Here is a 16,148-nt window from a genome sequence, read left to right as displayed (position 1 = left end):
GCCTGGCCCTAACCCCTGACGCTCATCGCGGCGCCTCGACCTGGTCGACCAGGCCGCGCACCACGTCATCGACCTTGCGGCCCTCGATCTCGGCGGCCGGCGACAGGATGACCCGGTGGCGCAGGGCCGGCAGGGCCAGGGCCTTGACGTCGTCGGGGATCACGTAGTCGCGCCCCTCCAGCGCTGCGCGGGCCCGGGCGGCGACCGCCAGCATGGCCGCGCAGCGCGGCGAGGCCCCGCCCGACAGCTCGCCGGTGTCGCGCGTGGCCCGCACCACGCCGACGATGTAGCGGACGATCTCGTCGGTCAGCCGCACGGTGGCCACCGCCGCCACCGCGTCGGCGATGGTGGCGCTGTCGCCGGCCGCGCCGACTCCGAAGCCTTCCGGCGACGGCTGGCCGGTGCGGCTGCCGTGGGTGGCGACGATCGCCGTCTCTTCGGCCAGGCTGGGATAGGCCAGCACATGCTTGAACAGGAAGCGGTCCAGTTGGGCCTCGGGCAGCGGATAGGTGCCCTGCTGCTCCAGCGGGTTCTGGGTGGCCACCACCATGAAGCGATCACTGAGCGCGTGGCGCTCGCCGTCCAGGGTGACGTTGCGCTCCTGCATGGCCTCCAGCAGCGCCGCCTGGGTCTTGGGCGGCGTGCGGTTGATCTCGTCGGCCAGCAGCAGTTCGCAGAAGATCGGTCCCTTGACCAGGGTGAAGGTGCTGGTCTGGAAGTTGAACAGGTTGGCGCCCAGGATGTCGCCCGGCATCAGGTCGGGGGTGAACTGGATGCGGCCGAACGCCAGATTCACCGCCTGGGCGAAGCATTGGGCCAGGAAGGTCTTGGCCGTGCCGGGCGCGCCTTCCAGCAGCACGTGGCCGCCGGCGAACAGGGCCGTCAGCATCAGGTCGATGGTGTCGTTCTGGCCCACCACGGCCTTGGCCGTCTCGGCTCGGATCCTGCCGGCGAGCGCCTGCACCTCAGCGACGTTCACGGGTCATCTCCAATCTCCACTGATACCATTTGGCGACGACCTTCATCAGGTCGCTCAAGGAACGGACCGCCTTCGTCTCGGCGTCCAGGTGGGACGCGCTGTCGGCCGCGCCGAAGCGCGCGCCCTGGCGGTCCAGAAAGTCGGTGAGGGCCTGGCCGGTCAGGCGCGAGCCTCCCACGGTCGCGATGCCCAGGGCGCGGATCGCGGCCGCGCGCTGCAGCTCGGCGTAGCGCGGAGCCATGGCCGGCTCGCGCTTGGCCATGCGGATCAGGCCGGCGGAATTGTCAATCAGCGCCGCCTTGCCCAGGGCCAGGGCCCGCTCGCCGCGGCGGACGGCGCGGAACCGGGCGGCGGCGTGCAGGCCCATCAGCAGGGCGGCGGCCACCAGGCACAGGGTCGCGCCGACGAACGGCGGCTCGAAGGCCAGCTTCAGCATGCTGCGCGAACGGGAGAAGCCGTTGAGCGTCACGTCGAAGGCGATCACCCCGTGGCGCTGACGCTCGCCGCGCAGCAGATCGATGATCCCCACCCCGGCGCGGGCCGTGCGGATGTCCTTCAGGCCCATGGTGTTGAGCAGGTCGGGATCGGCGAGGAAATAGGTGTCGGTCGGCATCCGCCGGGCCAGGATGATCCGGCCCTCGGCGTCGGTCAGGACCGGCGTCAGGTCGGGCCCCGACAGGCTTCGCAGGTTCTTGATCGGACCGGTGTCGAACGCCAGCCCTTCCGCCGGGCTCCCGGCGGCGCCGGTCAGTCGGGCAGCGGCGACGCCCTCGCGAATGGCGATCTGGGCCTTGGGAAGGCCGACCGTCTTGAGCGTCTTCGCCTGGCCCGGAGGCTCGATCAGCTTCAGGTCGCTGACCCAGCCCGGCCGGCGCGGATCCAGGCCGCCTTCCCACTTGGGCAGCACCACCAGGGTCCGCGCCGAGAGCACGGCCTTCATATAGGCGTCGCGCGACAGGCCGGCGTCTGGCGTGAAGATGATCAGGGCCGGCTCCTCGCCGCTCAGATTGCGGCGGCTGAGCACCACCGGCTCGCCCTGGGCCCGCAACAGCTGGACCGCACCGCCGTAGCCGATCGCCGACCGCGACAGGGCGTGGGCCTGGCCGTTGTCGCCCGACTGCAGGTCCGGCGCGTAGGTCGACAGCACCACGAAGGCCGAGAAGGCGAAGACCCCGGCCAGGATCATGCCCAGCACGACCTTGGGCGAGAACAGCACGCCGTCCCCCGCCTTTGCTTCAGGGTGGGGGGCCTCGGGCGACGCGGCCGCGATCTGGCTCATCGCCAGGCCTCCGCGAAGGCGAAGCCCTCATAGGCCTGTCGGCAGGCGGCGAACTCCTCGGCCCCGACGGCGCGACCGCCGAAGAAGCTGCGTTCGACCACGCGGGCGATCTGGCTGAAGGTTCGGCGCACCGTCTGGGGCACGCCCTCCAGGCCGGCGATGTCGCGGCTGGTCAGGGCCGGTCGGATCAGGTCCGGACGCTTGCCCTCGATGTCCTCGATGCTGCGGAACAGGATCAGGTGGACGGCCTCGGCGAAGCGGCCGGCGGCGGCCAGGCGGTCGGCGTCTTCCAGCAGGGTCCGGGCCTTGGCGACGCTGGGCCGCCAATCCTCGGCGCCCAGGGCGGGCCCCTTGCCCGGCCGCATCGACGGCCAGCGCGTGGCGATCACCTCGCGGGCCAGGAAGTACAGGATCACCGCCGCCCCGAGGATCAGGAAGCCCCAGAACACATAGACCAGGTAGGGTGCGGCGGCCCCCAGCACCTTGCCGATCGCCAGCAGCCAATCGGGCACGTGCGGCGGCGTCTGGACGGTGGGTTCGAACTGCAGAGTCTTGTTGCGCAGCAAGGCCTCGTGGGCGCGCGCGAAACCGTCCGACACACCCTCTGGACGCAGAGTCGGCGCGCCCTGATCGACCCCCACTCCCGACGCCAAACGCCTTGCTCCCGACTGCCCCGCGCTACTGCTACGCGATTCAACTTTCGGTGTCGCCAGGAACCGTGTCCCTCCGCTCACGGAGCGCGGGTCTCGCGGCTCGCGCGGTGAAGCCGATTCGCGGCGAGGCATGCGCGCCCGATCCTGACCGCTGCCCCCGGCGCCGGCGACGGGGCGGGCCGCGACCGGGCGGATCACCGTCCGGCGCCCGCCGAAGCGGTGATTTACGCAATCAATTCAAAGGAGTTTTGGTAGGCCGGGTGGGGGTCGAACCCACGACCATTCGATTAAAAGTCGAATGCTCTACCACTGAGCTACCGGCCCGCATCGACACGGCGGGAGGCCGGTGGAAGCGGCGCGGAACATAGTCGGGGCCCGCCTGAGCCGCAAGCGCGCTTTCGCGCATTGTGGGAGATGACGAGCGCGCCTTGTCCGCGTTAGGGTCGCCCCATGCGTAGACTGCTGCCGATCGCCTTGGTTCTCCCCGTCCTGGCCGCCTGCGCCAGCAAGGGCGAACCGCCGCCGCAGAAGATCCAGACGACGTCGGACGCCAACAAGGAAGGCATCAGCGGCGCGGCCGCCGCGCCGTTGCGCGACATGAACCTGCTGCGCACCAAGATCCCGCCGGTGCTGCTGGAGGCCATGGCCGACCCCTACGCCCGGCCCCCCAAGAAGACCAATTGCGACACTCTGATCTCCATGGTCGCGCCGCTGGACCTCGCCCTGGGCGAGGACGTGGACCGGCGGCCGCCCGAGGAAAACGAAGACCTGATGGACCGCGGCAAGCGCATGGCCGCCTCGTCCGCGTTCGGCGCCATGGCCAACGCCGCCCAGGACCTGATCCCGATGCGCGGCTGGGTGCGCAAGCTCAGCGGCGCCGAGAAGCACGACAAGCTGGTGCAGAGCGCCATGGCCTCGGGCGCGATCCGCCGCGCCTATCTCAAGGGCCTGGGCGAGGCCCGCGGCTGCGACCCGCCGGCCACGCCCCAGCACCTGGCCAAGCCGGCCGCGCCGGTCGTCGAAAAGCGCTTTCCCTGGCAGTCCGACAAGCCGGCCGAGGACGCGCCCGTCGTCCAGGCCGACGAAGCCCCCGTGGTCCAGCCCGCCGCGGCCGACGCGACGCCGGTCGCCGCTCCACCGACCCAACCCGCGCCGCCGCCCGCCAAGAAAAAGAAGCCGTTCTACAAGATCTGGTAGCGGGCTCGCTCGATGTTGGAGCGGACCGACGGACGGCGGGTTGCGCCGGCTTCAATTCAAGGTCGGCCGGGGTTAATCGCTCTCGGAAACGTCTGGCTTTGGCGAGGGAGCCAATGGGAGGAATCGACCCTGAGCGGACCTTAAATTCCCCTTGTATCTGGATCATGGCGCTGAAGCGCCATGATCCAGATACAAGGGGTTCCAGGTCGTGCCGGCTAACGTGCGCTAACCACCCATGGCAGGCCTTCGGAGACGCTGCTCTCCGCGTGATCGATGAGGCGCTTCAGCCAGCCACGAGGTATGGCTACGCCCCTACCCGCCCCGCTGACGCGCCGCGAAGTCCCGGCGGAACGCCTCGAACCGGCCTTCGGCGATGGCGGCGCGCATGGCCGCCGTCAGGGCCTGGAAGAAGGCGATGTTGTGCCACGACAGCAGCACCTGGCCCAGGATCTCCTCGGCCTTGAACAGGTGGCGCAGATAGGCCTTGGAATAGTCGCGACTGGCCGAGCAGTCGCTGGTGGGGTCCAGAGGGTCCTCGTCGTCGGCGTAGCGGGCGTTCTTGATGTTAATCGCCCCGTCCCAGGTCCAGGCCTGGCCGTGGCGGCCCGAGCGGGTGGGCAGCACGCAGTCGAACATGTCGACGCCGCGATAGACCGCCTCGACCAGGTCGATCGGCTTGCCGACCCCCATCAGGTAGCGCGGCCGGTCGGCGGGCAGCATGGCCGGCGCGTAGTCCAGCACCTCGCACATCGCCTCATGGCCCTCGCCCACCGCAAGCCCGCCCAGGGCGTAGCCGTCGAAGCCGATCTCCTGCAAACGTTCGGACGACTCCTGACGCAGGTTCCGGAAGGTCGAGCCCTGCTGGATGCCGAACAGGGCCTGGGTGTCGCGCGTGCCGAACGCCGTCTTGGAGCGCAGCCCCCAGCGGGCTGACAGCTCCATGCCCTGCCGCGCCCTCGCCTCCTCGGCCGGCCAGGCGACGCACTCGTCCAGTTGCATGACGATGTCGCTGCCCAGCAGGTCGGCCTGGATCTCCATCGACCGTTCGGGGCTCAGCACGTGCTTGGAGCCGTCGATGTGGCTGGCGAAGGTGACGGCTTCTTCGGTGACCTTGCTGATCCCCGACAGACTCATCACCTGGAAGCCGCCGCTGTCGGTGAGGATCGGCTTGTCCCAGCGCATGAACTTGTGAAGACCGCCCAGGCGCTTCACGCGCTCGGCCGTCGGCCGCAGCATCAGGTGGTAGGTGTTGCCCAGGATGATGTCGGCGCCGGTGTCCTTGACCTGGTCGACGGTCATCGCCTTGACCGTCGCCGCCGTGCCCACCGGCATGAAGGCCGGGGTGCGGATGTCGCCGCGCGGGGTCTTCAGCACCCCGGTGCGGGCCGCGCCGTCGACAGCGGAGATCTCGAAGGGAAAGGCGACCATCAGGCTTGCTCTAGATCGGCGCGGAACAGCAGGCTGCCGTCGCCATAGGAATAGAAGCGATAGCCGGTGGCGATCGCATGCTCATAGGCCGCCTTCATGGTCGCCTGGCCGGCGAAGGCGCTGACCAGCATGAACAGGGTCGACTTGGGCAGATGGAAGTTGGTCATCAGCACGTCGGCGGCGCGGAAGCGGTAACCGGGGGTGATGAAGATCGCCGTCTCGTCGGCGAACGGCCGCACGACGCCGTCCTCGCCCGTGGCGCTCTCTAGCAGCCGTAGCGAGGTGGTGCCGACGCAGACGATGCGGCCGCCGGCCGCGCGCGTGGCGTTCAGGGCCTCGGCCACCCCGGCCGGCACCTCGCCGAACTCGGCGTGCATGCGGTGCTCGGCGACCACGTCGGTCTTGACCGGCAGGAAGGTGCCGGCCCCGACATGCAGGGTGACGAAGTGCAGCGACACGCCCTTGGCCTTCAGGCGCTGCAGCAGGTCGGGGGTGAAGTGCAGGCCGGCGGTCGGGGCGGCCACCGAGCCGTCCTCGCGGGCGTAGACGGTCTGGTAGTCGGCCCGGTCGCGGTCGTCCTCGGCCCGCTTGGCGGCGATATAGGGCGGCAGCGGCATCTCGCCGTGCGCGGCGACGGCCAGGTCGAGGTCGACGCCGGCGAAGTCGAAGGCCAGCTCGATCTCACCGCCCTCGTGCTTGGCGGCCACGGTGGCGTCCAGCATGCCGGCCTGGCAGGCGCGATCACTGTCGTGGCCGAAGGCGATGCGGTCGCCGACCTTCAGGCGCTTGCCGGGCCGCATGAAGGCGTTCCAGCGGTCCGGGGCCACGCGGCGATGCAGGGTCGCTTCGACCGCCACCGGCGAGCCGTCGCCGCCGCCGGTGTCGCGGCCGGCCCGCAGGCCCATCAACCGGGCCGGGATCACCCGCGTGTCGTTGAACACCAGGGCGTCGCCGGGACGCAGGAAGTCGGGCAGCTCGCGGACAACGTGATCGGCCAGGCCCTCGCCCATTTCGCCATGGGGCCTAACGACGAGCAGGCGCGCGGAATCCCGCGGCTCGGCCGGCCGCAGGGCGATCGCCTCGTCGGGCAGGTGGAAATCGAAGTCGGACAGGCGCATGGGGCGGCTTCAAGGCCACGACGGGGCGGCGAGGTCAAGCGCTGAGGCGTCGCGCCGTCCAAAGCTCGGGGCCAAGCTTTGATGGACAAACCCCGGCCCAAGCCGCCATCCTGCGGCTCGACGTATATTCCGGGGGGAACCATGATCGTCACCTGTCGCCGCCTGTCGGTCCTGACCGCCTGCCTGCTGCTGGCCGCCTGCAAGCCCTCCACCGAGACCAAGCGGGCGGAAATCTCGCCGGCCGCGTCGGCGACCCCGGCTGCGGCGCCCGCCCCGGTGACCTTCGCCCATGACCCAGGGCTGGACAGCCTCGGCTATTATTTCACCGACGCCGTCGTCCAGGCCGGGAACCTGAAACTGACCTCCCTCAACATCGGCCAGGCCAGCGACTTCGCCGACTGGGAGTCCGGCAAGCGTCCCGCCACCTACGCGCCGATCTTCATCGAGTTCGAGGACGTCACCAGTCCGAAGGCCGAGAACGAGCTGGGCCAGACCTATCACACGGTCTCGCTGCGGGTGATGCCCACCGCCTACCGGGTCGACGGGCGCGAGGTCAGCTTCCACGGGGTCGATCCCCAGGTCGGGGAAGTGACCTTCTCCGGCGCCTTCGATCTGGACGCGCTGAAGGCCGCCAAGGCCGCCGGACCCGGCGAGCCCCAGCCCGTCCTCAAGGGCGGCCTGCAGGTCGGCGGCCGGCAATTTCGCAATATCACCTTCAAGTATTTCGGCGGCGAGTAGAGCATTTTCGAGCGAAGTGGCTCCCGGTTCGCGTGAAGAAAATGCGCCAAGACAAAAATCTAGAGCCCCGGCCTGATGCAATCAGGTCGGGAAACGCTCTGGAGGCGAGCGACCCGCGCCCGAGCATGCTAAGGGGCCCGCCATGCGCCTGATCCTGCACCTTGCCGACCTCCTCGTGCGCGGCACCGCGCTCATGCTGGCCTTGATCGGCGCCCTGCTCGCCCTGGCCTGCCTGGGCGGCGCGTTCAGCGACAGGCTCGACGCGCTCACCCACCTGACGCCGGTGTGGCTGTGCCTTGGCCTGGCCGCGGCGATCCTGGGCGCGATCGTGACGCGCGGCGAGGAGCGCCGAGTGGTGCTGGCGCTGGCGCTGGTGACGGTGGCCGTCACCGGCGGACTGATGGCTCCGGAACTGGCGGCCGCGATGCGCAAGCCGGCCAAGGCGGAGGGGACCACGCTGAAGCTGGTCCAGTTCAACGTCTGGGCCGAGAACGACGATCCGGAAGCGACCCTTCGATGGATCCAGGCCCAGAACGCCGACGTGCTGATGCTCGAGGAGAGCGCCGGCCCCGACTCCTGGCGCATCCAGAAGCGCCTGGGCAAGACCTATCCGTACAAGGTGTCCTGCGACGGCCTGCGCACCTGCGACACCTGGATTCTCAGCCGGTGGCCCATGGTCCGGCGGCGCGGCTTCTACCAGGACGGCCGGGGCCTGGCCGGGGCCTGGGCGACGCTGCGCCATCCGGCCGGCGACTTCACCGTGGTGGCCACGCACTTCGCCTGGCCCGTCCCGGCCGGCGTGCAGCAGGCGCAGAGCCGGCTGCTCGCCCAGAAGATCGCGTCGTTCCCGAAGGACACCACGATCGTCGCTGGCGACTTCAACTCGACGCCCTGGTCGTTCAGCCTGCGCCGCCAGGACAAGGCCCTGGGGCTGGAGCGCCGGACGCGGGCCCTGGCCAGTTGGCCCAGCGGCGCCTTTTCACGCCTGGCCAGCGCGCCCTTCCCGATCCTGCCAATTGACCACGTCTATGCCGGCAAGGCCTGGAAGACGGTGAAGGTCGAGCGTGGCCCGGTGCTGGGTTCCGACCACCGTCCGGTGGTGGTGACGCTGACACGCTGAGGCGACGCGGAAAGCGACCAAGAAAAAGGCCCCGGTTTCCCGGGGCCCTTCTGGTCTTTGGTCTTACGCGTCGGCGGCGATCTTGGCGCTGACGATCTTGCCCGGGGCGCGGGGCGGTTCGCCGGCCGGCAGGGCGTCGACCAGGTCCATGCCGTCGGTCACCTGGCCCCAGACGGTGTACTGGTTGTCGAGGAAGGTGGCGTCGTCGAAGACGATGAAGAACTGGCTGTTGGCCGAGTTCGGATCGGGGGTGCGGGCCATCGAGCAGACGCCGCGCACGTGCGGCTCCTTCGAGAACTCGGCCTTGATGTCCGGCTTGGCCGAACCGCCGCGGCCGGTGCCGGTCGGGTCGCCGCCCTGGGCCATGAAGCCCGGGATCACGCGGTGGAACACCACGCCGTCATAGAAGCCCTCGCGGACCAGTTCCTTGATGCGCTCGACATGGCCGGGCGCTAGGTCGGGGCGAAGCGTGATGGTGACCGGACCGCCTTCGAGCGTCAGGATCAGGGTGTTTTCGAGGTCGGCCGACATGGTCATCCCTTCGGAGTTGAGGAGTCGCAGGGCTTCTAGCTTGCTTTCGGGTACGGAGGAAACCCGCCTGCGAACGATCGCACGCCCAGTTACTTAACTTCAGCCGGCAGATCGATGTCGCAGACCGAGAAGTCGGCGCCCCTGGCGGCCCGCTTGGCGGCGACCTCGGCCTTGAACCAAGGGCTCGCGGTGTCGACGACGCGGACCTGGGGACGCGCGGCGGCCGGGATGTCGGACAGCAGGCGAACCTCTTGCATGACGTCCTGGGGGGCGGCCACGGGCTCGCCGGTCTTGATGGCGCGGACGACGTCCAGGCCCGACAGCACCCGCCCGAAGGCCGTGTAGCGCTTGTCGAGCGACGGATAGGGCTGACGCATCAGGAAGAACTGGCTGTTGGCCGAGTTGTTGTCCTCGTCGCGGGCCATGCCGATCACGCCGGGGCAATAGGTCCCCCAGGCGGCGACCTTCTTGTCGGAGGTGACCTCGGCCCAGGTCCAGGCCTGGCTGACGACCGGCAGGGATTTCAGCAGCCCCACCTCCGTGCCGGCCGGGGCGGCCACGGCGACGAAGGGCGTCGCGGCGTCGCGGCGGAAGGTGAACTCGGCCTTGAGGTTGGGCTTCTTCGTGCCGCCCTCCCCGGTGTTGTCCGGGTCGCCGGTCTGGGCCATGAAGCGGTCGATGACCCGGAAGAAGGTGCGGCCGTCATAGACGCCCTCGCGGGTCAGTTCCTGGAGGCGCGCCACGTGGCCGGGCGCGACCTCCGGGATCAGCTCGACGATCACCCGGCCCTTGTTGGTGTCGATCACCATCACGTCCTCCGGGGCCGGCGTGCGCCAATCCGAAGATTTGGGGGCCGAGGGCTTGGGGGCCGACGGCCCGGGCGCGGCCTGGGCGGCGCCGGCGGCGAGGACGACGACCAGAGCGGCGATCGCGGCGCGGATCATTTCACCTGCACCGGAACGGTCACGTCGCAGACGCTGAAGGCTCCGCCCATCTCGGCGCGGCGCTTGTCGACCAGGGCGGTGAAGGCCGGGCTGGCGGTGTTCATCACCTGGATGCTCGGGCGCTGGGCGGCCGGGATGTCGGACAGCAGGCGCACGGTGGTCATCGTGTCCTGGGGCGCGACGACCGGTTCGCCGGCCTTGATGGCCCGGATGGTCTCCAGGCCGGTCAGGGCGCGACCGAAGGCGGTGTAGGTCTTCTCCAGCGACGGGTAGTGCTGGCGCATGAAGAAGAACTGGCTGTTGGCGCTGTCGGGATTGGTGGCCCGGGCCATGCCCAGCACGCCGGGGCAGAAGGCGCCCCAGGCCGCCACCTTGCCGTCGGCGGTCATCGCCGCCAGGGCGCTGTTCTGGCTGTAGACCGGCAGCGGCCCGACGAAGCCGATCTCGGTCGCCCCGATCTTGCCTTGCGGCGCGTAGCCGGCGCCGCGGCGGAACAGGAACTCGGCCTTCAGGTCCGGCTTGTCCGAGCCGCCCTGGCCGTTGTTCTGCGGGTCGCCGGTCTGGGCCATGAAGCTGTCGATGACCCGGAAGAAGGTCTGGCCGTCGTAGAAGTGGGCCTTGGCCAAATCCCGCACCCGCTCGACGTGGGCCGGAGCGACTTCGGGAACCAGTTCGACGATGATCCGGCCCTTGTTGGTCTCGACCACCAGCACGTTGTCGGGATTGGGCGCCCGCCAGTCTGAAGCCGCTTGGGCGCTGGCGGCGGAGGCCGCGGAAAGCGCCAGGACGGCGGCGATGGACGCGAGCTTCATGGATATCCCCGAGAGAACTGGTCTGACGGCGTAGAACGCCGCGACGCGGACGACAAGTAGCAGCGCTTTAGAGCCGACGATTCCGGCGAGTTTCCGGCGCACGGCTTCGCCGCCTCACGCGGAAACCCGCTGAGAATGTGAGGAGGCGCGGAGCGGCCGGGCCAGGCCCGGAGACCGTGAGTATTGTGTTTGCGTTTCGGCGTGGACGGACGGGCAGGATCAAAGTCGCCCGGAAGGGGCCGTCGGCGACTCCGACAGATCCTGGAACAGGCCGGTTTGAACCTCCCGACCCCGTCGACCCGCCAGATCCGACGCTCGTCCGTCTCAAGCCTGGGATCCTTCTGAGACCCTCGACCTGATCCGACCCGCGCGCCCAGTCTGGCGGCCCCGCTCGGTTCCATCTCCATCGCCGCTTCGGGTCGGTACCAAGCGCCCTCCTCCGCGACGGAGACAGCGATCAGTATGGGGGTGGTTGTGGATACGCCAGCGATGGTGACGCTGATTATTTTTCAGAACGTTGAAAGGGTTGGGGTTCTTGGCGGCGCCGGCGGGGATAGAGCGCCGCCTGTCCCCCTGGTCGGAGGTGCGCGCGCGAAACCCCTCTCTCTTTGAGAGAGGGAGGGGCCCGCCGCCAGAGGCGGTGGGAGGGTGAGAGGTTTCACCGTGGACCGGGAAATTCTCATTTCTTCGGTTGAGCGCCCTGAAGGCCTGAATTCATGTTCCCGTGATGGACAAGACCGCCAACGCCCGTCGCCTGCGCCAGAACCAAACCTGGCCGAGAAAACGCTCTGGACCCTCGTCCGCAATCGCCGCCTGGGCGGGTTCAAGTTCCTGCGGCAGGTCGCGATCGACCGCTACTTCGCCGATTTCGTTTGCGAGGCGGCCAAGGTGATCGTGGAACTGGACGGCCCGACCCATGACGGCCGCGAGGATTACGACAGTCGTCGCACCGAGATCCTGGAGTTGTTCGGCTACATCGTTCTGAGGTTCCGCAACGAGCGGGTCCTTGCCGATCCCGGTGGAACGGCGGACGACATCCTGGCGGTGCTTCGTTCGGCGAGGGTGTAACCTCTCACCCTCCCACCGCTTCGCGGCGGGCCCCTCCCTCTCTCCATGAGAGAGGGTTCAAGAAGGCCGTCCCCTTCCCGCCTGCGCCCGCAGCGGCAGGCGCGCCTTGAAACCTTGACTGCCTGAGTTCCATCTACCAAGGCTTTAGGGCTGGCCGCATCCGGGGCGGATGCGGGCTGTCCGAGCAGACGATCCGAAGTCCGCTCAGGGTCGAAAGCAGAAATCCACGGCGAGCCTGAAAGCCGGCGAACTTCGCCCGCCGCCTACTTCTTCAGCTTCGCCAGCAGTTGATCCGCCACCCCCGGCGGCACGAACTTGTGGACGTCGCCGCCCAGGGCCGCGATCTCCTTGACCAGGCGCGAGGCGATGGCCTGGTGGCGCGGGTCGGCCATCAGGAACACCGTCTCGATCTCGCGGTCGAGCTGCTGGTTCATGGCCGTCATCTGGAATTCGTATTCGAAGTCGGCCACGGCCCGCAGGCCACGCACGATCATCTGGGCCCCGACCTCGCGGGCGAAGTACATCAGCAGCGTATCGAAGGGCCGGACCTCGATCTGGGCGATCTTGGTCAGGTGCGCCGTCTCGTGCTTCAGCGTGGCGACCCGTTCCTCCAGAGTGAACAGCGGCCCCTTGCCGATGTTCACCGCCACCCCGATCACCAGCTTGTCGACCAGCTTGACCGCCCGACCGATGATGTCGAGGTGACCATTGGTGACCGGGTCGAACGTTCCCGGATAGAGCCCAATCCGCATGCTTTCCCCTACCCTTTTGGCCCGCGGCCCATTGGCCCCTGCCTCTGGAGCGTCTTACGAGGTCTCGTCCGCCTCGTTTGCGTCGCCCGAATTGTCGTCGTCGCCGGTTTCGGCGAGACGCTCGACGCTGACGACATGCTCGTCCTTCGCCGTGCGGAAGATCGTTACGCCCTGAGTATTCCGCGCCGCAACACGAATTTGCGAAACCTTGACGCGGATCAGTTGGCCGGCGTCGGTGACCAGCAATACCTGGTCGGTGTCGTCGACCGGGAACGAGCCGACCAGCTTGCCGCCGCGCTTGGACAGATCCTGAGCCGTCAGGCCCTGGCCGCCACGCCCGGTGCGGCGATAGTCGTAGGCGCTGGTGCGCTTGCCGAAGCCTTCGCTGGAGACGGTGAGGATGATCTCCTCGGCCGCGCCCAGTTCGGCGATGCGTTCGGGGGTCAGGCTGGCCTCGCCGACGTCTTCCTCGCTGTCCTCGACGGCGGCCGGGGTGTCGTCGCCCTCCTCGCCCGCGGCGCGCGCCATGGCGCGGCTGTGCTTGAGGTAGGCGGCGCGTTCGGCCGGGGTGGCGTCGACGGCGCGCAGCACGGTCATCGAGATGACGCTGTCGCCCTGCGCCAGGCGCACGCCGCGCACGCCGGTGGAGTCGCGGCTGGCGAACACCCGCACCTCGTCGGTCGAGAAGCGGATGCAGCGGCCGGCGGCGGTGTTGAGCAGGATGTCCTTGCCGCTGTCGCAGACCGCGACGCCGATGATCCCGTCGCCCCCCTCCATCACTTCGGGGTCCAGCTTCATGGCGATCTTGCCGTTGCGGCGGACGTCGACGAAGTCCGACAGCTTGTTGCGGCGCACGCTGCCCGAGCGGGTGGCGAACATCACGTCCAGGCCGTCCCAGGTGGCCTCGTCCTCGGGCAGGGTCAGGATCGAGGTGATGGTCTCGCCCGGCTCGATCGGCAGCAGGTTGACGAACGCCTTGCCACGGCTGTTGGCGACGCCCTGCGGCAGGCGCCAGACCTTCATCTTGTAGACCTTGCCGCCCGAGGTGAAGAACAGCAGCGGCGAGTGGGTCGAGGCCGAGAACACGCGGGTGACCGCGTCCTCGGTCTTGGTGGCCATGCCCGACTTGCCCTTGCCGCCGCGATGCTGGGTGCGATAGGCGGCCAGCGGCGTGCGTTTCACGTAGCCGCCGAGCGTGACGGTGATGACCATGTCCTCACGGACGATCAGGTCCTCGTCCTCCACGTCGGCGTCGCCGTCGACGATCTGGCAGCGGCGCGGAATGGCGAACTTGTCGCGCACCTCGACCAGCTCCTCGCGGACCACGGCCATGATGTTGGCGCGGTCCGACAGCAGGTCCAGGAAGCCCTTGATGGCCTCGGCCAGGGTGGCGGCCTCGTTGCCGATCTCGTCACGGCCCAGGCCGGTCAGGCGCGACAGGGTCAGGGCCAGGATGGCGCGGGCCTGCTCGTCGCTCAGGCGGATCAGGCCGCCGGCTTCCTGCACGGTGCGCGGGTCGGCGATCAGCTCGACCAGCGGCAGCATGTCGCCGGTCGGCCAGGCCTTGGCCACCAGCCGCTCGCGGGCCTCGGTCGGGTCCTTGGACGAGCGGATGATGTGGATGAACTCGTCGATATTGGCGACGGCGATGGTCAGGCCGACCAGGACGTGGCCGCGATCGCGCGCCTTGCCCAGTTCGAACTTGGTCCGCCGCACCACGACCTCTTCGCGGAACTGCACGAAGATCTCGATCAGTTCGCGCAGGCCCATCTGCGAGGGGCGGCCGCGGTTGAGGGCCAGCATGTTGACGCCGAACGAGCTTTGCAGCGCCGTGAAGCGATAGAGCTGGTTGAGGATCACCTCGCCCGAGGCGTCGCGCTTCAGCTCGACCACGATGCGCATGCCGTCGCGGTTGGACTCGTCGCGGATGTCGGAGACGCCCTCGATGCGTTTGTCGCGCACCATCTCGGCGATGTACTCGACCAGATTGGCCTTGTTCACCTGATAGGGGATCGCCGTGATGATGATCGCTTCGCGGCCGGCGCGGATTTCCTCGACGGTGGCCAGGCCGCGCATGATCACCGAGCCGCGCCCGGTCAGCAGCGCCTGGCGCGGGCCGGCTCGGCCGATGATCTCGCCGCCGGTCGGGAAGTCGGGACCGGGCACCAGATCGAGCAACTGGTCAGTGGTGACGGTCGGATCGTCGATGATCAGCAGGCAGGCGTCGATGATCTCGCCCAGGTTATGGGGCGGGATGTTGGTGGCCATGCCGACGGCGATGCCGCCCGCGCCGTTGACCAGCAGGTTGGGGATCCGCGACGGCAGGACGACGGGTTCCTGCTCCTTGCCGTCGTAGTTGTCCTGGAAGTCGACCGTGTCCTTGTCGAGGTCGGCCAGCAGCGACATGGCCGGCGGGGCCATGCGGCACTCGGTGTAGCGCATGGCGGCGGGCATATCGCCGTCGACCGAGCCGAAGTTGCCCTGGCCGTCGATGAGCACCAGGCCCATCGAGAACGACTGGGTCATCCGCACCAGGGTGAAGTAGATCGAGGCGTCGCCGTGCGGGTGGTACTTGCCCATCACGTCGCCGACCACGCGGGCCGACTTCACATACGAGCGCTCGGGCGTCTGGCCCTGCTCGTGCATCGAAAACAGCACCCGGCGGTGGACCGGCTTGAGGCCGTCGCGCGCGTCGGGCAGCGCACGGCTGACGATCACGCTCATCGCATAGTCGAGGTATGAGCGGCGCAGCTCGTCCTCGATATTGATGGGGGTTACGTCCCCGCGAGGCGCCGGCGAAGCCGGTGCGCCGGGGATGGTGTTTTGATCATCGCTCAAGGGGATTTTTCGCCGTCAGAATCGAACACGGAACCGTAGGAAACTGTTAGCATTCGCTTAGAGGCGACGCCACCTTCGCCTCCCTTTCGCCCCCAACTCGACGTCGGAGTCCCCCATGCGCATTTCCATCCTTGCCCTGAGCGTCGGCTTGCTGCTGGCCACCAACGCCTCCGCCGCCGCCACCTCGGCGACCGCCGAACTGAAGGGCGCCGACGGCAAGACCATCGGGACGGCGACCCTGACCGAGGCCCCGCACGGGGTGCTGCTGCGCCTGGAGGCCAAGGGCCTGACGCCGGGCTGGCACGGCCTGCACTTCCACGAGAAGGGCGACTGCGGCGCGCCCGACTTCAAGTCGGCCGGCGCCCACGTCCACACGACCGCCACCGTGGTCCACGGCCTGCTGAACCCGGACGGCAACGACAACGGCGACCTGCCCAACCTGTTCGCGGCCGCCGACGGCTCGGCCACGGCCGAGCTGTTCTCGCCCCTGGTGTCGCTGAACGGGGCCGGCGGCCGCCCGGCCCTGCTCGACGCCGACGGCTCGTCGATCGTCATCCACGCCAGCCCCGACGACTACAAGACCCAGCCGATCGGCGGGGCCGGCGCGCGGGTGGCGTGCGGGGTGGTGAAGTAGGCTGGAAACTCTTCCCTCCCCCTTGCGGGGAGGGTGGCCCCGAAGGGGTCGAGTGGG

14 protein-coding genes, 1 tRNA gene and 1 pseudogene are annotated in these 16,148 nt (G+C 69.0%); 5 read left to right on the top strand and 11 right to left on the bottom strand.

What is annotated here, in order from left to right; genetic code table 11:
• Positions 1-22: 22 nt before the first annotated feature.
• The 4 genes from ASD79_RS05350 to ASD79_RS05335 form a co-directional block, all read right to left on the bottom strand.
• On the bottom strand, positions 23-979 hold the full coding sequence (locus ASD79_RS05350) for a MoxR family ATPase (protein WP_056720013.1): 957 nt from the start codon (positions 977-979) through the stop codon (positions 23-25).
• Entirely contained in the window at positions 966-2,258 is a 1,293-nt protein-coding gene (locus ASD79_RS05345; protein WP_056720012.1) for a hypothetical protein, read from the bottom strand. The genes ASD79_RS05350 and ASD79_RS05345 overlap by 14 nt, the downstream gene beginning before the upstream one ends.
• Positions 2,255-2,911 carry a hypothetical protein gene (locus ASD79_RS05340; protein ID WP_235524333.1) on the bottom strand — a complete coding sequence of 219 codons (657 nt, stop codon included), beginning with the start codon at positions 2,909-2,911 and terminating at the stop codon, positions 2,255-2,257. The genes ASD79_RS05345 and ASD79_RS05340 overlap by 4 nt, the downstream gene beginning before the upstream one ends.
• 249 nt (positions 2,912-3,160) lie before the next feature.
• A tRNA-Lys gene (locus ASD79_RS05335) sits at positions 3,161-3,235 on the bottom strand.
• A gap of 126 nt (positions 3,236-3,361) precedes the next feature.
• On the opposite strand from ASD79_RS05335, the gene ASD79_RS05330 reads away from it, so the two are divergent.
• On the top strand, positions 3,362-4,108 hold the full coding sequence (locus ASD79_RS05330; RefSeq protein ID WP_056720011.1) for a hypothetical protein: 747 nt from the start codon (positions 3,362-3,364) through the stop codon (positions 4,106-4,108).
• A 312-nt stretch (positions 4,109-4,420) separates the two neighbouring features.
• Here ASD79_RS05330 and tgt read toward each other — a convergent pair whose 3' ends face one another.
• Both tgt and queA read right to left on the bottom strand, forming a co-directional pair.
• The gene (gene tgt / locus ASD79_RS05325) at positions 4,421-5,536 is read right to left on the bottom strand and encodes a tRNA guanosine(34) transglycosylase Tgt (protein WP_056720010.1); all 1,116 of its coding nucleotides are present in this window, start codon (positions 5,534-5,536) and stop codon (positions 4,421-4,423) included.
• Positions 5,536-6,654 (bottom strand): tRNA preQ1(34) S-adenosylmethionine ribosyltransferase-isomerase QueA, encoded by a 1,119-nt coding sequence (gene queA, locus ASD79_RS05320; RefSeq protein WP_056720009.1) that lies wholly within the window; start codon positions 6,652-6,654, stop codon positions 5,536-5,538. The genes tgt and queA overlap by 1 nt, the downstream gene beginning before the upstream one ends.
• Positions 6,655-6,795: 141 nt before the next feature.
• Here queA and ASD79_RS05315 point away from each other — a divergent pair, with 141 nt between their 5' ends.
• The gene (locus ASD79_RS05315) at positions 6,796-7,392 is read left to right on the top strand and encodes a hypothetical protein (RefSeq protein ID WP_056720008.1); all 597 of its coding nucleotides are present in this window, start codon (positions 6,796-6,798) and stop codon (positions 7,390-7,392) included.
• 142 nt (positions 7,393-7,534) lie between these two features.
• Positions 7,535-8,512, top strand: a complete 978-nt coding sequence (locus ASD79_RS05310) for an endonuclease/exonuclease/phosphatase family protein (RefSeq protein WP_056720007.1) — start codon at positions 7,535-7,537, stop codon at positions 8,510-8,512.
• A 63-nt stretch (positions 8,513-8,575) separates the two neighbouring features.
• On the opposite strand, the gene ASD79_RS05305 is transcribed toward ASD79_RS05310, so the two are convergent.
• The 3 genes from ASD79_RS05305 to ASD79_RS05295 form a co-directional block, all read right to left on the bottom strand.
• Positions 8,576-9,043, bottom strand: a complete 468-nt coding sequence (locus ASD79_RS05305; RefSeq protein ID WP_007665094.1) for a peptidylprolyl isomerase — start codon at positions 9,041-9,043, stop codon at positions 8,576-8,578.
• Positions 9,044-9,132: 89 nt separating this feature from the next.
• The gene (locus ASD79_RS05300) at positions 9,133-9,987 is read right to left on the bottom strand and encodes a peptidylprolyl isomerase (RefSeq protein ID WP_056720006.1); all 855 of its coding nucleotides are present in this window, start codon (positions 9,985-9,987) and stop codon (positions 9,133-9,135) included.
• A complete protein-coding gene (locus tag ASD79_RS05295; protein WP_056720005.1) occupies positions 9,984-10,799 on the bottom strand; it encodes a peptidylprolyl isomerase in 816 nt (271 codons plus the stop codon). Before ASD79_RS05295 ends, ASD79_RS05300 begins: the two co-directional genes overlap by 4 nt.
• 727 nt (positions 10,800-11,526) lie before the next feature.
• Here ASD79_RS05295 and ASD79_RS05290 point away from each other — a divergent pair.
• A pseudogene (locus tag ASD79_RS05290) lies at positions 11,527-11,867 on the top strand (DUF559 domain-containing protein).
• Positions 11,868-12,130: 263 nt separating this feature from the next.
• On the opposite strand, the gene coaD reads toward ASD79_RS05290, so the two are convergent.
• Entirely contained in the window at positions 12,131-12,619 is a 489-nt protein-coding gene (coaD, locus tag ASD79_RS05285) for a pantetheine-phosphate adenylyltransferase (RefSeq protein ID WP_056720004.1), read from the bottom strand.
• Between the two features lie 54 nt (positions 12,620-12,673).
• Positions 12,674-15,457 (bottom strand): DNA gyrase subunit A, encoded by a 2,784-nt coding sequence (gene gyrA, locus ASD79_RS05280; RefSeq protein ID WP_056720003.1) that lies wholly within the window; start codon positions 15,455-15,457, stop codon positions 12,674-12,676.
• 115 nt (positions 15,458-15,572) lie between these two features.
• On the opposite strand from gyrA, the gene ASD79_RS05275 reads away from it, so the two are divergent.
• Entirely contained in the window at positions 15,573-16,091 is a 519-nt protein-coding gene (locus ASD79_RS05275) for a superoxide dismutase family protein (protein WP_056720002.1), read from the top strand.
• Positions 16,092-16,148: the final 57 nt, after the last annotated feature.

The sequence above is a fragment of the Caulobacter sp. Root655 genome (genome assembly GCF_001427665.1).
Lineage (GTDB): Bacteria > Pseudomonadota > Alphaproteobacteria > Caulobacterales > Caulobacteraceae > Caulobacter.
Note: the sequence above shows the minus strand (reverse complement) of the source record. Positions and strands in the feature narration are given on the sequence as shown.

Coding starts and splice junctions, on each gene's coding strand:
- coaD (WP_056720004.1), bottom strand. CDS start 12,619: ATGCGGATTGGGCTCTATCCGGGAACGTTCGACCCGGTCACCAATGGT.
- ASD79_RS05305 (WP_007665094.1), bottom strand. CDS start 9,043: ATGTCGGCCGACCTCGAAAACACCCTGATCCTGACGCTCGAAGGCGGT.
- ASD79_RS05315 (WP_056720008.1), top strand. CDS start 6,796: ATGATCGTCACCTGTCGCCGCCTGTCGGTCCTGACCGCCTGCCTGCTG.
- ASD79_RS05275 (WP_056720002.1), top strand. CDS start 15,573: ATGCGCATTTCCATCCTTGCCCTGAGCGTCGGCTTGCTGCTGGCCACC.
- queA (WP_056720009.1), bottom strand. CDS start 6,654: ATGCGCCTGTCCGACTTCGATTTCCACCTGCCCGACGAGGCGATCGCC.
- ASD79_RS05300 (WP_056720006.1), bottom strand. CDS start 9,987: ATGATCCGCGCCGCGATCGCCGCTCTGGTCGTCGTCCTCGCCGCCGGC.
- ASD79_RS05295 (WP_056720005.1), bottom strand. CDS start 10,799: ATGAAGCTCGCGTCCATCGCCGCCGTCCTGGCGCTTTCCGCGGCCTCC.
- ASD79_RS05330 (WP_056720011.1), top strand. CDS start 3,362: ATGCGTAGACTGCTGCCGATCGCCTTGGTTCTCCCCGTCCTGGCCGCC.
- ASD79_RS05345 (WP_056720012.1), bottom strand. CDS start 2,258: ATGAGCCAGATCGCGGCCGCGTCGCCCGAGGCCCCCCACCCTGAAGCA.
- ASD79_RS05310 (WP_056720007.1), top strand. CDS start 7,535: ATGCGCCTGATCCTGCACCTTGCCGACCTCCTCGTGCGCGGCACCGCG.
- tgt (WP_056720010.1), bottom strand. CDS start 5,536: ATGGTCGCCTTTCCCTTCGAGATCTCCGCTGTCGACGGCGCGGCCCGC.